Here is a 15271-nt window from a genome sequence, read left to right on the forward strand (position 1 = left end):
GGCATCTCGGCCTCGGTCTCCGCGCCGCACTCGGGGCACGTGACGGTGGAGGTGGGTCGGACTTCCGGCATCGTCGGGCAGTGCGTTTGGGCTGAGAGAGAAAGCACCGGCGGGCCTGATTGTCTGCATTAGCCCATCGACGGAGATCCTCACTCGGGACGACGCGGATGCCCGCGTCCGAAGGTCCGTAGGTCAATCGGCGCTGTAGGCCCGGTCACTGGTTTTGAGGGCCGCCGTACCCCCACTGAGGCGGGTCCCCGACTCGGCGCCCGACCTACGCGGGGGCCAGCGCCGGGGCGAAGCGGCGCAGGCGCAGCGCGTTGCCCACCACGAAGAGGTCGGAGAACACCATCGCGAGGGCGGCCAGGGCGGGCGACAGCAGCAGTCCGAACGCCGGGTACAGGACGCCCGCCGCCACCGGAATGAGGAGCACGTTGTAGGCGAAGGCCCAGAACAGATTCTGCTTGATGTTGCGGAGGGTGGCCCGTGAGAGGTGCACCGCGTTCGGCACGCCGCGCAGATCCCCGGCCATCAACACGATGTCGCCACTCTCGATGGCGACGTCGGTCCCGGTGCCGATGGCAATCCCCACGTCGGCCTGGGCGAGGGCGGGCGCGTCGTTGATGCCGTCGCCGACGAACGTCACCGTTTGATCGTCCGCCTGAAAGTCGTCCACCGCCGCGGCCTTCTCGTCGGGCAACACCTCGGCCTGCACGCGGTCGATGCCGAGCTCGCGGGCGATGGCGCGGGCCGTCCGCTCGTCGTCGCCGGTGATCATCGCCACTTCAATCCCCATCTCGTGCAGCGCGTCGAGCGCGGCGGGCGTCGAGTCTTTGATCGGGTCGGCCACGGCCACGACGGCGGCCAGCGTGCCGTCCACGGCGACGTAGAGCGGCGTCTTAGCGGCGTCAGCCAGCTCATCGGCGGTCGCCTCTTGCCCGTCGAGCGAAACGTCGAGCCGGACCATGAGCCGCGCGGCCCCAATCGCCACGGGCCGGCCCTCAACCGTCCCCGTCACGCCGTGGCCCGGCACGGCCTCAAAGTCGGTGGCGTCCGGTAGGTCGAGGCCGCGCTCCTCCGCCCGGGCCACCAGTGCCGCCCCAATCGGGTGCTCGGACTGGGTCTCGACCGCGGCGGCCCAGCGCAACAGGTCGTCTATATCGTGACCGTTCTGTGGAAGGAGATCCGTCACCTCGGGCCGCCCCTTCGTGAGCGTGCCGGTTTTGTCGAACGCCACGAGGTCGGCGGCGTGGAGGGCCTGCAGCGCCTCGCCCTCCCGTACGTACACGCCCAGCTCGGCGGCGCGGCCCGTGCCCACCATCACCGAGATCGGCGTGGCGATGCCCATGGCGCACGGGCAGGCAATGATGAGAACGGAAACCGCCGTCACGAGCGCGTAGGTCAGCACCGGGTCGGGGCCGAACGCCATCCAGATGCCGAATGTGATCGCCGCCGTGGCCAGCACAAAGGGCACGAACACCGTCACTACGCGGTCGGCAAGCGACTGGATGGGGGGCGCGGAGCCCTGGGCCTCCTCCACCATCTCCACGATCTGGGAGAGGACCGTCTCCTCCCCCACCCGCGTGGCGCGGAAGGTGAAGCTGCCCGTCTCGTTGATCGTGCCGCCCACGACCTCGTCGCCCTCCGTCTTGCGCACCGGCTCCGGCTCGCCGGTCACCATCGACTCGTCGACGTGCGACTCGCCGTCGAGCACCTCGCCGTCGACCGGCACCTTCTCGCCGGGCCGGACGCGGATCACGTCGCCGGGCACCACGTCGCGCACGTCGATTTCGTCCTCTTCGCCGTCGCGCAGAACGCGGGCCGTGGTGGCCTGCAGGTCGAGCAGCGCCCGGATCGCGTCGCTGGCGCGGCCCTTGGCGAGGGCCTCCATGTAGTTGCCCGCCAGGATGAGCGTGATGATGACGGCCGCCGCTTCGTAGTAGACGTGGACGGTTCCCTGCGGCAACACCTGCGGCAGGAACGTGGCCACGACCGAGTAGCCGTACGCCGCCGAGGTCCCGATCATGACGAGCGTGTTCATGTCCGGACTCCCGTTCTTGAGCGCGGGCCAGCCGTGCTCGAAGAAGTACCGGCCCGGCCCGAACATGACCACCGACGTAAGGCCAAAGAGCACGTAGTAGAGCGTCTGCGTGGAGACTTGCTCGGTGATCCAGGCCTCCATCGTCGGGATGTGCAGGAAGCCCATCTCCAACACGAACACGGGCAGCGCAAAGGCGAGCGCCCAGAAAAAGCGATGCTTCATGGACTGCTTCTCTTCCTCGCGCGCCTGCTTCTCCACGTCGCTCCGGTCCGATGTCTCCCCAGAATCGACGACCTCGTAGCCCTCGTCGCGGATCGCCTGGGTGAAGTCGGCGGGTTCGGCCACGCCGGGGACATACTGCACGGTGGCACGGTCGGTCGCGAGGTTCACGGTGGCCTGCACCACGCCCGGCACCGTCGTCAGCGCCTCCTCCACCCGCGAGACGCACGATGCACAACTCATCCCCTGCACCGTGAGCGTTGTCTCGGCGGTCCGCACCTCGTATCCGCTGCTCTCTACGGCTCGCACCAACGCCGGCATCGACACGTCCGCACCGTCCGCCAGCGCAACCTCGGCACGCTCGGTCGCGAAATTGACCGTTGCCCCGGCAACCCCCTCCACGCGCGAGAGCGCGCCCTCCACGCTCTGTGCGCACGAGGCGCACGACATGCCCTTCACTGGCAGTACCAGATGCGGTCCATCTCCTCTCAAAACGTCGGTCGTCTGGCTTTCGGACGAGGGCGGCTCGACCGCACAGGCCTCTCCGTTCGAGGACGTAGACGGGCGATCAGGCGTCCCTCGCGGGGGCGTGGTTGTCTCGGGAGAGGATCGGCTCATGGGAGGGTTCACGGTCCCGTTCAGGGTAAAGTGGACGTGTTTAATATAGGGTACCCCCCTATACCAGAGACCCGCGGCCAGGTTCCATATTCACGGGGCGACCTGGGCCCCGCTCTGCCAAAAACCCGTACAGGCCGGAACCCCATCGCCGGATCTTCGATAGGCAGGGCCGCAGTCGTCACCAGGGCTTCACAACAGCCTCGCCACGGCGACAGGGTTTGAGCGGACTTCTTCCTATTGACTCGGTTCTCCTCCATGATTGAAGTCACAATTCTCAACGCACAGAAGCTTGCCCAGCAGCAGATGGGGGCCCGTGCAGCCCAGGCCCGGGCGCAAGGGGCCGACATCGAGTCTGCCGTCCGAAACCAAATGGCTGACCATCTGCAGGACGGCTTCCGGAGTCGAGGCATTCAGGCTCACGTGGACACCAAGGGGGCCCGGAAGTTAGAAATCACAATCGAGGACGCTACGGAGGCGGCGTGGCAGCAGGGCTACCTGGCCTGGCTGGTGGCCAAGTTCGTGCCGAGCACGGTCGAGCAGAACCTTGCCCCAGAGGTTCGCGACCGCCTCAACGACCAAGGCATTGAGGCAGAGGTCGAGGTGGCATGACCCAGTCCCAAACCCGCCGGCTTGTTTAAACCAACGCCCTCGGTCACGTCTCGGTGTCTTTCGCCTTTCTTCCGGACCTGTCTACCCGTTTGGAGACCGAGGAGTGGATGGACGACTTCTCCATCACGGACGCTCGTCTTACCCGGGCTCTTCGCGACCTCCGACGCATCAACCGGCTGCTTGGGGGGTATCGGGCAACAGATCATATCCTCGATCCGATTTTAGAACAACACGATCACCTCCGCCTGCTGGATGTGGGGTGCGGAAGCGGCGACCACCTGGCCCACCTGGCTCGACGAGGCAAACGCCTCGGGTGCGCGCTAGACCTCATTGGCATTGACGCCAACCCCGTCACCGTGGGTCACGCCCGGGCGTACCTCGACCGGCAACTCCCTCCCTCCCTCCGCCCTCAAATTCACGTCGAGGTCGGGGACGCTGAGTCCCTTCCCTACAACACCGGGTCCATCGACCTCGTCCACGCGGCCCTCTTCCTCCACCACGTTCACGGCGCCACGGCAGTTGGCGTGCTCGAAGAGATGCAGCGAGTCGCGCAGCTGGGGCTCGTCGTGAATGACCTCCACCGTCATGTATTGGCCTATGTGGGCATCTGGGGCCTCAGCCGGGCCTTGCGCCTCGCCCCGATGGTGCAGCACGACGGGCCACTGTCGGTGCGCCGCGGCTTTCGGCGCGCAGACCTTCACGCCCTTGCTCGGGCCGCCCGCCTTCCCTCCCCCTCCATCCGGTGGCACTGGGCCTTCCGGTGGACCCTGTCCACGCTCGGCCCCGTGACCGGGCCCCCAGCAGAAAACGTTTCCAATCCGTGACGGGCCTTCCCTCAACGGACTGGAGCACCCCCGCCCGTGACAGGTTTGGACACTCCACTCTTTTTTCATTTTTGTCAGTTCCCCATGTCGTACGACGCCCTCGTAATTGGCGGTGGCCTGTCCGGGTGCAGTACCGCGTACCAGCTCGCCCGCGACGGCCACGACGTGCTTCTGGCCGAGCAGTCGACCTACCCACGGCAGAAGCTGTGTGGGGAGTTCCTCTCGCCAGAGGCGCAGTCCTCGTTTCGGCGTCTGGGGGTGCTGGACGATGTCCGCGCCGCCGGGGCCGAGCCCATCGATCAGGCGTGTCTCACAGCCTCAAGTGGCGCCACAACCTCTCATTCTCTTCCCGATGTGGCTCTTGGGTTTAGCCGCTACCGGCTCGACCAAATGCTCTTTCAGAACGCATGCATGGCGGGGGTGGACGGGCGGCCCGGCACCCGAGTCACAAACGTTCACGGCAGCCTCCGGAATGGCTTCGGCGCGACCGTCGGCGGCGACGCCGTGGAGGCCCGCCTCGTCGTGGGGGCGCATGGGCGCCGGGGCCGCCTGGACCGGACACTGGAGCGCCCGTTTATGTCAGAGACCACGCCCTACGTCGCCTTCAAGGCCCATTACGCCGGGCCGGCCGCCACGGACCTGGGCAACACAATTGAACTCCATAGCTCTCCGGGGGCGTACTGTGGCCTCTCGCCGGTCGAGGACAACCGCATCAACGTCTGCTGGATCGGGCACACCGACGCCCTCACGGAGGCCGGCGGGACGCCCGAAGGCATGCTCAACACCACCCTTCGCCAAAACCCGGCCCTAGACGAGTTGCTCACCGGCCTCACCCGCGTGAGCGACCGATTCGAGGCGGTGAGCCAAGTCCCCCTCATGCCGAAATCTCGATTTGCGGACGGCGTGTGCATGATTGGGGACGCCGCGGGCATGATTGCGCCCCTCTGCGGCGATGGGATGGCGATGGCGCTCCGCACCGCCGACCTGGTGAGCCCGCTGGCCTCCGACTTTCTGAACGGACGGCTCTCCACCCGCACGTTCCGCACGAGCTACGAACGCGCGTGGACGGACACGTTCGGCCCGCGCATGCGGCTGGGCCGATGGATTCACGCAGCGGCCTTCCGGCCGGGCGCCGCCTGGGCCCTGGTGCAGAGCTGTCGGGCGCTCCCGCCGCTCGCCCGGTGGATCATCCGTGGCACCCGCGGGCGCCAGGGGGCGCTCGACGATGCGAGCGTCGCACGGTAAACGCGTGCCTTCCGAGGCCTGGGCCGCTCGTTTCGCACGGTGTCCGCCTACCGGGCCGCGGCCCGGCGGAGGCGATCATTGAGGGCCCGGCCCAACCCTTCAGACGACACTGATTGCGCGTAGATGATTTCAATCTCCTTCTCGTCGCAGGCCCGGAGGACATGAAAAAGATCATGGGCGTAGGCCTCTATGTCTTCTTCGACGTACACCGCCCCGAACGCATTCGGCCGGGACGGGGCCTCAAGCCCCACGTATGCGTGGCGCGCGCCCGGGGAAGCATTTGAGGGGGTGTCGACGAGACGCACCTGCGCGGTCGGGGCGTAGTGCCTGTGTCGGGTCCCCGGGCTCCGGGGAGCAGCTTCCTCGTCGGGAGGCGCCTCCTGAACCGCCCCCAGGACGCGACGAATTGCCTCGACCGCCACGGCCCCTGGACGAAGCACGGCCACCGGATCCGTTGTGCAGTCGACAACCGTCGACTCGACGCCCGTGTCCGTGCGCCCCCCTTGCAGGATGCAGTCGACGCGCCCCCCCAGGTCATGCTCTACGGCTTCCCAACTCGTGGGGCTCGGCCGACCCGACTGGTTGGCAGAGGGCGCCGGGACGGGCGTTGCACACGCCTCCAGGAACGATTGCGCCAGCGGTAGCCGCGGAAGGCGAACCCCCACGGTCTCGAGGCCCGCCGTTACCACCGAGGGGAGACCGTCGTGCTTCGGAAGGATGAGCGTGAGGGGGCCCGGCGCAAACACATCGAACAGGCGCTGAGCCGACGGGGGGACGTCCGCCGCCACACGCTGGATTTGCCCTCGACGGTGCAGGTGGACGATCAGCGGATTGTCCGCCGGGCGGCCCTTTGCGTCGAAGATGCGGCGCACCGCGTCGGGCTGAAAGGCGTCCGCGCCGAGGCCGTAGACCGTTTCGGTAGGAAAGGCGACGAGACCACCGCGGCGAAGGCGATCGGCCGCCTCCTCAGGGGATGTCGTGAGGGCGGTCACCACAGCATAGGAGGAGTAGCGAGTTCAAAACGACGTTCCGGACGAGACGACCCCTGGGAGGGTTGACTTTCCTCCCCATCCTCTCTTAGCATCGAGGGCATGCCTGTTGTCTTGACTCCTCCCTCCGGATGCCTTCCGACTCTTCCCCGTCCGATGATCGTTCAGCCCCACCAGGGCTCATCATAGAGCCAGCGCCAACCGGCTCCGAAGTGGCAACAGCCCTTCTCGATGCCGCCCGCCAGGTCCTTCGTCGCCGGTTTCGGGTGGTGCTTCTGATCCGGGACGCCTACGCACGCCTGGAGGCCAACACCGATGCCCTCCACGCTGTCTGGACCGACCTCCGGGCGGCACTGCGCCTCCTCGTGGCCTGGGCGCGTCGGTCCTACCGACAGGTGCCCACGGCGTCGCTCGTCCTCCTCGTGGCCGCCCTTCTCTACTTCGTGACCCCGATCGACGTCGTTCCCGACCCCCTTGGGGCGCTCGGGTTCGTAGACGACATTGCCGTCATCCAAACGGCCGTCGACACCGTACGGCACGAGCTGGACCAGTTTCGCACCTGGGAAGAACAGCGGACCCTCCCGTCGTCGTAGTTTGTCGGCCCCTCATCGCACCCCTGGAGCCCCCTATGCTTACCTACATGCTGCTCGGCCTGGTCGCCGGGATTTTAACTGGCATACTGATCGCCTGGTACCGGCGCCAGAGCTGAGCCTGCTCAGGGGACGATCCGCTCCCCGTTTTCGTCTTCGACAATGAGTGCGTCGACGGGACAGAGGGACGCCGCTTCTTCAAGCCGCCCCTGTTCGATGTCGGGCGTTTCGTCCTTAAAATCGACGATGTTGTCTTCCCGAATCACGTAGATCTCGGGGGCGATGTTGGTGCAGTTGCCCGACCCGATGCAGAGGGTCCGGTCGATGCGGACCGTCTGTCCGCTGATTTCTCGCTCGCGGGTGTCAGCCATGCTTCTAAGGGGAAATAAGGGGGAGATAAAGTCGATTTTCCAATGCCGTGTCACGAACGCCGCCCCCACGCGTTCCCCTCTCCACGCTGGAGTGTCGCGGGGGGAGTCTGATGTCTGCACACGTTCAGGGCCCGCCCCATGGGCTCACGAGGAGGCCGCAACATCGTCGGGCTCCGCTGGGCTGCCCTCCTCCTGCTCCGCGTCGAGGCCCAGGGTCTCGTCGAGGATGTTGCCGGCGATCTGAATGAAGTCCTGCTCGGTGATGATGCCAACCAGGCGATCCTCCCGCACCACGGGCAGGGCCCCGATCTCGTGCTCGCGCATGAGCTCCACCGCCTCCAGCGTGGGCCGATCTGGAGACACCGAGATCGGGTCTTCAACCATGATGTTTCCGACCGGCACCCCACCCTCCGGACGCTCTTTCCGCTCCGCCATGTGACGGAGCAGGGTGCGGTGGCTCACGAGCCCCACCAGGCGGTGCTTCTCGTCTTCCACGAGGACGTGGCGGATCTTCTGCCAGTCCATGAGCCGGGCCACAAACTCCACCGACTCCTCCTCGTGGACGGTGAAGAGGTCCGTGGTCATGTAGTCCTCCACGTTCGTCTCCTTCATGCCCGTGGGCGTGTATCCTTCTTCCAGGGTCGCCAGGGACCATTCGTGGACCGGGTGCCCTTCTTTCTGACGCTCCACCATGCCCCGCGTGAGCGCCCCGAGGCGCTCGGCCCGTGACCCAACCTCTTTCATACGGGCGAACGAGTCGAGCTGCCACTGGGCGCCGGTCTGCTGGGTCTCCACGCGCTTCTGAATCACCCCGAGGTACCGCTCGATGTCTGACGACGCAATGTCGGAGGTACGGAGGCCCTCTTCCGCCAGCGGAATGAGGGTGTCGAGAATCAGCTCGTGGGCCGGGCGATTGGTGCCGTCCAGCCAGGCAAACTGAGAGGCAAGCCCGCTGCGGGCGGCCGCGTTGAAGTTGTACCGGGCCTCGTAGAATTCCATGTGCTCGGACACGTCCTGGTACTCTTGGGCCAGCCCCGCCACGAGCCCGTACCAAAAGACCGCATTGGCAATCTCGTCGATGACGGTCGGGCCGGAGGGCAGCACCCGGTTCTCAATTCGCAAGTGGGGCTTCCCCTCCGTGATGCCGTAACACGCCCGGTTCCATCGATAGACGGTGCCGTTGTGGAGCTGCAGGGCCATGAGGTTGGGCACGCCGCCCGCCTCCAGCGTCTCCAGCGGATCCTCGCTCAGCTCCGTCGTAAGGAGGACCCGAAAGCGGGAGATGTCCTCCTTGAAAATTTCCATCACCGACTCCTCCACCCAGTCTGTGCCGAATTGCACGCGCGGGCTCATCTCACGCAGGTACAGGTTGCTCGACCGCGTGTCAACGGCCTGTTGGAAGAGGGCAATGCGGGTTTCGCGCCAGAGGCGCTTGCCGAAGAGAAGCGGAGAGTTGGTCGCGGCGGCCAGGCACGGGGCCGCGACGACCTGCGCGATGTTGTAGTAGCGCGGGAACTCGTCCGGGGAGACCTGGAAATGCGTCTGGAAGCTCGTGTTGCACCCCTCCAGCATGATGGAGTCGTGCTTCACGAACAGCTCGTCGATGCCCCGGATCTGATACTGCCCGCCCCCGCCCCGCAACCGGGAAATCGCGTCATTGAGGGCATAGTAGCGCGGCCGGGGGGTCATGTAGTCCATCGCAAAGTCCGAGAGGTGGGCCGTCGGCAAGATGCCCGTCATGGCAATCTCGCTGTCTATCTGCCGGGTGAGGCCCCGCACTTTTTCGATCAGCTCGGACGTCGACGCTTCCATCTTCTGGAAGCAATCTTCCCCAAACTGAAGCGGGTCCATGTTGAACTCCACATTGAAGCGCGTCAGCTCCGTGACGATGCGCTCGTCGGTATTGCGCTCAAGCACCTGCTCAATGACCGGGGCCGGCTCTCCCCGTTCATCCACCATGAACAGCTCCTGCTCGGCCCCAATGCGGCGCATCCCCGTCTCGAACATGTCTTCGTGGAGCATAAGCTCCAGCGCACGGACGTCGCGCATCAGGTGATTTGTAAATTCGCGCAGCTTCGAGGGCTCGGCGTCCCGGCGTACGTTGTGCTCACCCATGAATACGGTTGAAGTCTTGTGGACTGCAGAGCGACGCAACACCGCCTCGGACTCGTATGCCGGGGGGTGTTGCCGAATTGAACTCAGGATTTTCGGACACTGGCAGCAAGGTAGAAACGGTTCACGGTCATTATCAAATCAAAATGAACCACGCCAATGTCGTATCCGTCAAAGTGCTCCGGCGTTGATGCGCATCTACGCTGCCGTCCCTCATTGCTCGGTCGTCCCCGTGGACGCACGCTCCCTCTGTTCCACCCCGCCCGCGGCCCCCATCCTCCTGTGCGTCCTTTTATGGGGCGGACTGGGGTTCTCGACGGCTGCGGCTCCGGAGACCGGCGTCCCGCACGCCGATACGACGGACCCGCGAGCCCAGCGATTGTTGATCCAGGGCACAACCCAGGCGCAACTGGGCGACCAGGAGGAGGCGACCTCCTATTTCGAAGCGGCCTTGGCCCGGAGCCCCGAGGCCCCGACCCTCCTCGATGCCCTCGCCGAGGCCTACGAGGAACAGGGCGATCTCTCTACGGCTCTGTTCTACGCCCGGGAGGCACAGCGGCACGGGGCATCCCGCCCCTATCACCACCGCCGCCTCGCCGAGGTGCAGCGTGCCGCCGGGGAGACGGCCGCCGCCCTTCGCACCTATCAGCAACTGCTGGACCGCTTCCCCGACCACAGCGACGCGCATCGGGCTCGTGCCTCCCTTCAAGCAGAGCTGGGACAGACACAAGCGGCGGTTCAATCCTACAAATCGTATCTGGATCAGGCCGGGCGGGCCTCCGTGGCAGTGTACGAGCAGTTGCTTTCTCTCTATCGAAAAACGGGGGACGCAGCCGGCATCGAAGAAACGCTCCGGGTCTTGGTAAACCGGCGCCCCACCGTTCGCACGTACCGCTGTCGCCTCGCGGAGCACTACGCCGATGTCGGCCGTCCGAAGGACGCACTGACGCTCCTGGCGCCCCTTGCACGGCAGTACCCCAACGACGAGGCGCTCCAGAAACAGGCAGCGCGCCTCGCGCGCCAAACGGGGCAGGCGACCTCCGTCTTCGATGCGGGTGCACAGTCGGACTCTTCAGCCGTGCGTGGAGAATCCCTGGAAGCACTCTTGCGCCGTGCCCAGTCCTCTTACGACGCCGCAACCGACTCGTCTCCCCCCGACACTGCTCGGTTGCGTGCCGCGGAAGACCTGCTGGACCGCGTTCTGACGCAGTCGCCCGAACATGGAGCTGGGCTGGCGCTCCAGGCTCGCCTCTACGAAAGCTGGGGGCGTCCCCAACGGGCCGGACAGGCGTTGGAGCGGCTTCTTGACCTCAGTCCACGCGCTCCAGACCGGTGGACCCGTACCGCAGAGGCCTACCACCGGGCCCAGGAGTATCCTCGCGCCGCCGAAGTAGCGGAGGAAGGGATGCTGCTTTTTCCGGGACGTCTTTCCCTCGTCCGCACGGCCGCCTTCGCCCGCCTGCACTCGGGCGCCTCGGCTCGGGCCCACGACCATTTCCGAGAAGCCCTTTCCCTCCTGGACGACGCGACCGGCCCCCGCGAGCGGGCAGTGCTTTACGCGGGCCTCGGGCTTGCACACGAGCGCCTCAACCGCCCGACAAAAGCCGATCGCGTCTTGGAGAAGGCCCACTCTCTCGCCCCCGATCACCCCAGGGTGCTTCGCCTCTACGCCCAAAGCTTGGCGCTGCGAAACGAACGGCTGGAGCAGGCCCTCGACTTTGCACAGCACGCCAGAAAGGACGCCCCAGAATCCCCCTCTGCTCACCACACGTTGGGATGGGTGCGGTACCGGCAGCGTGAGTTTGAGGCGGCTCGCCGCCACCTGCGCACCGCCCTCGACATCGGATCGCCCCATGCCACACTCCTTGAGCGGCTCGGCGACGTGGAGCAGGCCCTGGGCAACGACGCCGCGGCCCAGACGTACTGGCAACGCGCAGTGGATCGTGTCCCCGATCGCACATCCCTGCACCAGAAGCTTGAGCACACAGAAAGCTCATAGCCGACAACCGGGGGGCCGGCATGCCCTTTACCGTTTTCTTGCACGAGACTCCGCTGTGCCCTTGACGTCCACCTCAGTCCCGCTTGCCCTGCGTGCATGCCTGTTTGCACTGACGAGCGCCCTCCTCCTGGCCGGCTGCGGCAGTTCGTCTCCCTCCACGGCCCCCAGCCTGCCCGATGCGTTCCCCGACCACTCCGTTGGCCAGATTCAACAGCAAATCACGGGAGGGACCGACACGATTCGGGCCTACACGGCGAAGGCCCGAGTCAGCGTCCGAACGCCCAACCAGACCCAGTCCTTCAACGCAGTCGTCCACCACCGACGGGCGGACTCCCTGTTCATGCGGCTCAGTCTGTTTGGGGTCGAGGGGGGGCGCGTCCTGCTCACGCGTGACAGCGTATTTTTCTATGACACGCGCAACACGGTGCTGCGGGTGGGCCCCGTAGAGGCCGTCCAGAACCTATTCCCCGCGCCGGTGTCGTCGGACCAGTTCTTCGACAACATGATTGGGGCGCTCGCCCCTGCCCCCCGGTCCGACTGGTCGCTGGACGCAGACAGCACCCTCTACTACCTGTCGGACGCCGCCGACCGGGAGCGCTACACGGTCGACCCCACCCGCTGGCGCGTCGTCCGCTACGAGGAGCGATCAGACACCGGAACCGTCCGTCAAAAACGGCTGTTTTCGGACTTCCGACGGGTCCAGGACGTCCTGTTGCCCGCCCGCATCCTCTTCCAGCAGCCCGCCGACGACCTCCGGGCCGTGATCACGTACAAGGAGATGAGCCTCAATCCGTCGGAGCTTTCCTTTTCGCTCGACGTGCCCGCGCAGGTGCCCCGTCGTCAATTTCGGTAGCCGGCCCTGGCCCCGTCGTCGGATCGTCCCCGTTCACCCATCGACCGCTTGTCCTTGAATGCGATTCTTTCGCCCCCCACGACGGATCGCGTTGCGGACACTCCGGGCCGGGCTCGTTGTGCTCCTCGGCCTCGCGGCGCCGTTCGCCCCGTCGGTCGCGAAGGGGCAGGACGCCGCGTCACAGCGGGAGACGACGCGCCAGCGCCTCGAGCAGTTGGAGCAGCAGATTCAGCGGGAGCGGCAGCGCCTCCAGAAAACAGAAAAAGAGACGGAGGCCACCCAGGAGCAACTCGCATCCCTGCAACGAGAGATTGCCCTCCGCGAAAAGCTGGTGGCGACGTACCAGGCCCGCCTCGACGAACTGGGGCAGGAACGGGCGCGGCTCCGCGATACGCTCTCAACCCTTCAGACGCGCCTCGAAGTCCTTCGGGAAGACTATCGGGCCCAGCTCGTCCATGCATACAAGTACGGGCGCCTGCACGACCTGGCCCTGCTGCTCGCCTCCCAGTCCATCAACCAGATGCTGATCCGCGCACGGTACCTCCGGCGGTTCGCCACCGACCGCCGCCAGCAGCGGAGTGCGATCCAGGCGGCCGCCGGCGACGTTCGCTCCTCACGCGAACGACTTGCCGAAAAGCGAGCCGAGACCCGAGACCTTCTCGCCGAGGCGCGCACCGAGCGGAAGAATCTTCGGGCCCTCGAGCGAGAGCGCCGACAGGTCGTCGATGACCTCCGGGCGCGGCGCTCCGAACTGAAGAAGCAGATCGAGCAGAAGCAGCGACAGGCCAAGCAGCTTGAGCGACGCATTCAAAAGCTGGTGGCGCGGACTGAGCGGAACGCTCCCGACACGGGCCCCGAGGCCGAATTCGCCGCGAACCTGTCCGCCTCCTTTCAGGAAAACCGCGGGTCGCTGCCCTGGCCCGTGGAAGGGGCCGTTACCACCGACTTTGGCGACCAGGTGGACCCCGTCCACGAAACCACGACCTATCACCCGGGCCTGCTCATCGCCACCAACCCCCGCAGCCCCGTTCGCGCCGTCTTCGACGGCACGGTGACCGGCATCGACTTCGTTCCCGGCTATGGCACCTACGTCGTCATTCAACACGGCGAGTACCTCTCCGTCTACAGCAATTTCTCGAGCCTATCCATTGCCGAAGGCAACCGCATCGAAGCAGGGCAGGTCATCGGCCGCTCTGGGACCGAAGAGGAGCCGCGTGGAGAAAGCTTGTTTTTCGGGCTCGTGGACGGCTCGTCGAGCGAGTTTGTGGATCCTTCCGGATGGCTGTCCGTCCGCTGAAGTCCCGTGCCCCCCGCCCAACCGGATTCACAAAAACCTTTCCCCCCACGGGAAGTGGCCATTTGGGATTGCTGAAGGGCGGAGCGTATCTTGATTGGCGACTTTTCCTCGCTTTACCATTGATCTTTCCCTCGCCTCCTATGGCTACGGACTATGATTGCGTCATTATCGGCAGCGGCCCCGGCGGCTATGAAACGGCCATCCGTGCCACCCAACTCGGGATGAGCACCGCCATCGTCGAAAAGGACAAGCTCGGCGGCGTGTGCCTGAATGTGGGCTGCATCCCGACCAAGGCCCTCCTGAAAAGTGCCGAGGTCATGGCCGAGACGAGCCACCTCGACGACTACGGGCTGGAGCTCGACGGATCGGTCTCGGCTGACTTTCCGAGCGTTATCGAACGCAGCCGGGGCGCGGCGAACCAGATGAATCAGGGTGTGCAGTTCCTGATGAAGAAGAACGACATCGACGTCCTGCGTGGCCACGGGCGCCTGACCGCTCCGGACACCGTCGAGATTGAGCCCTCGGTGACCATGGACGGCGAGGACGTGGGCGAGGAACGCACCGTCACGGCGGATCACGTGATCGTGGCGACCGGGGCGCGCCCGAACGAGCTGCCCTTCCTTCCAATCGACGGGGAGCACGTGCTGAGCTACAAGGAGGCGATGCTCCAGACTGATCAGCCCGACTCGATGGTCATCGTCGGGGCCGGGGCCATCGGGGTCGAATTCGGGTACTTTTACAATCACATGGGCACGGACGTCACCATTATCGAGGTCCAGGACCGCATGGTGCCCGCAGAGGACAAGGACGTGTCCAAAGAGCTGGAGAAGGCCTACACGAAGATGGGCATCGACGTCATGACCGGGGCGAACGTGCAGGGCGTCGACACGGAGGCCGAGCCGCTCCGGGTGGAAGTCGAGGCAAACGGCAGCACAGAGCACATCGAGTGCGATCAGGTCCTCTCCGCCGTCGGCGTCGTGGGGAACGTGGAGGACATCGGCCTCGAAGAGGTCGGGGTCGAAACGAAAAACAATGACATCGTGGTCGACGAGTACTACCGGACCAACGTGGACGGGGTCTACGCCATCGGCGACGTGACGGGGGCGCCCTGGCTCGCCCACAAGGCCAGCCACGAGGGCATCCTCTGCATCGAGAAGATTGCGGGACACGACGTGCGCCCCATGCACATGAAGGACGTTCCGGCCTGCACCTACTGCCAGCCGCAAATTGCCTCCGTGGGCTACACCGAAGAGGAGGCGAAGGAGGAGGGGTACGACGTGAAGGTTGGCAAATTCCCGTTCAAGGCCAACGGGAAGGCCGCCGCGCTGGGCCACCAGGAGGGCTTCGTGAAGACCATCTACGACGAGAAGTACGGCGAATTCCTGGGGTGCCACATCATCGGCCAGGACGCCACGGAGCTCATCTCGGAGGTGGTGACCGCCCGCAAGCTCGAGACGACGGGGTTCGAGATCATGGAATCGGTGCACCCCCACCCGACCCTTTC

12 protein-coding genes are annotated in these 15271 nt (G+C 65.8%); 8 read left to right on the forward strand and 4 right to left on the reverse strand.

Annotation, left to right across the window (positions count from 1 at the left end):
• Nucleotides 1-274: 274 nt before the first annotated feature.
• Nucleotides 275-2878, reverse strand: coding sequence for a heavy metal translocating P-type ATPase (locus V5A20_RS09065; RefSeq protein WP_332327173.1), 2604 nt, complete (start codon nt 2876-2878; stop codon nt 275-277).
• A 255-nt stretch (nt 2879-3133) separates the two neighbouring features.
• On the opposite strand from V5A20_RS09065, the gene V5A20_RS09070 reads away from it, so the two are divergent.
• The 3 genes from V5A20_RS09070 to V5A20_RS09080 all read left to right on the forward strand — a co-directional run bounded on the left by V5A20_RS09070 (nt 3134) and on the right by V5A20_RS09080 (nt 5556).
• Nucleotides 3134-3487, forward strand: a complete 354-nt coding sequence (locus V5A20_RS09070) for a hypothetical protein (RefSeq protein ID WP_332316313.1) — start codon at nt 3134-3136, stop codon at nt 3485-3487.
• Between the two features lie 53 nt (nt 3488-3540).
• Nucleotides 3541-4311 carry a methyltransferase domain-containing protein gene (locus tag V5A20_RS09075; RefSeq protein WP_332316311.1) on the forward strand — a complete coding sequence of 257 codons (771 nt, stop codon included), beginning with the start codon at nt 3541-3543 and terminating at the stop codon, nt 4309-4311.
• Nucleotides 4312-4395: 84 nt separating this feature from the next.
• Nucleotides 4396-5556 carry an NAD(P)/FAD-dependent oxidoreductase gene (locus V5A20_RS09080; protein WP_332327174.1) on the forward strand — a complete coding sequence of 387 codons (1161 nt, stop codon included), beginning with the start codon at nt 4396-4398 and terminating at the stop codon, nt 5554-5556.
• A 47-nt stretch (nt 5557-5603) separates the two neighbouring features.
• On the opposite strand, the gene V5A20_RS09085 is transcribed toward V5A20_RS09080, so the two are convergent.
• Nucleotides 5604-6551 (reverse strand): L-threonylcarbamoyladenylate synthase, encoded by a 948-nt coding sequence (locus V5A20_RS09085; RefSeq protein WP_332316309.1) that lies wholly within the window; start codon nt 6549-6551, stop codon nt 5604-5606.
• Between the two features lie 125 nt (nt 6552-6676).
• On the opposite strand from V5A20_RS09085, the gene V5A20_RS09090 reads away from it, so the two are divergent.
• Nucleotides 6677-7138 (forward strand): YkvA family protein, encoded by a 462-nt coding sequence (locus V5A20_RS09090; RefSeq protein ID WP_332327175.1) that lies wholly within the window; start codon nt 6677-6679, stop codon nt 7136-7138.
• A 122-nt stretch (nt 7139-7260) separates the two neighbouring features.
• Here the strand turns inward: V5A20_RS09090 and V5A20_RS09095 are convergent, their stop codons facing one another.
• Nucleotides 7261-7506, reverse strand: coding sequence for a ferredoxin (locus tag V5A20_RS09095; protein WP_332316307.1), 246 nt, complete (start codon nt 7504-7506; stop codon nt 7261-7263).
• Nucleotides 7507-7650: 144 nt separating this feature from the next.
• Entirely contained in the window at nt 7651-9621 is a 1971-nt protein-coding gene (locus V5A20_RS09100; RefSeq protein ID WP_332316306.1) for a CBS domain-containing protein, read from the reverse strand.
• Nucleotides 9622-9808: 187 nt separating this feature from the next.
• Here V5A20_RS09100 and V5A20_RS09105 point away from each other — a divergent pair, with 187 nt between their 5' ends.
• The 4 genes from V5A20_RS09105 to lpdA all read left to right on the forward strand — a co-directional run.
• Nucleotides 9809-11617: a tetratricopeptide repeat protein gene (locus V5A20_RS09105; protein WP_332316305.1), complete on the forward strand. Its 1809-nt coding sequence runs from the start codon at nt 9809-9811 to the stop codon at nt 11615-11617.
• Between the two features lie 55 nt (nt 11618-11672).
• The gene (locus V5A20_RS09110; protein ID WP_332327177.1) at nt 11673-12470 is read left to right on the forward strand and encodes a DUF4292 domain-containing protein; all 798 of its coding nucleotides are present in this window, start codon (nt 11673-11675) and stop codon (nt 12468-12470) included.
• A gap of 58 nt (nt 12471-12528) precedes the next feature.
• Nucleotides 12529-13767 (forward strand): murein hydrolase activator EnvC family protein, encoded by a 1239-nt coding sequence (locus V5A20_RS09115; protein WP_332316303.1) that lies wholly within the window; start codon nt 12529-12531, stop codon nt 13765-13767.
• 140 nt (nt 13768-13907) lie between these two features.
• The coding region (lpdA, locus tag V5A20_RS09120) for a dihydrolipoyl dehydrogenase (protein ID WP_332327178.1) at nt 13908-15271 on the forward strand (1364 nt) is incomplete at its 3' end.

Source organism: Salinibacter sp., from assembly GCF_036626415.1.
In the GTDB taxonomy this organism is placed as follows: domain Bacteria; phylum Bacteroidota; class Rhodothermia; order Rhodothermales; family Salinibacteraceae; genus Salinibacter.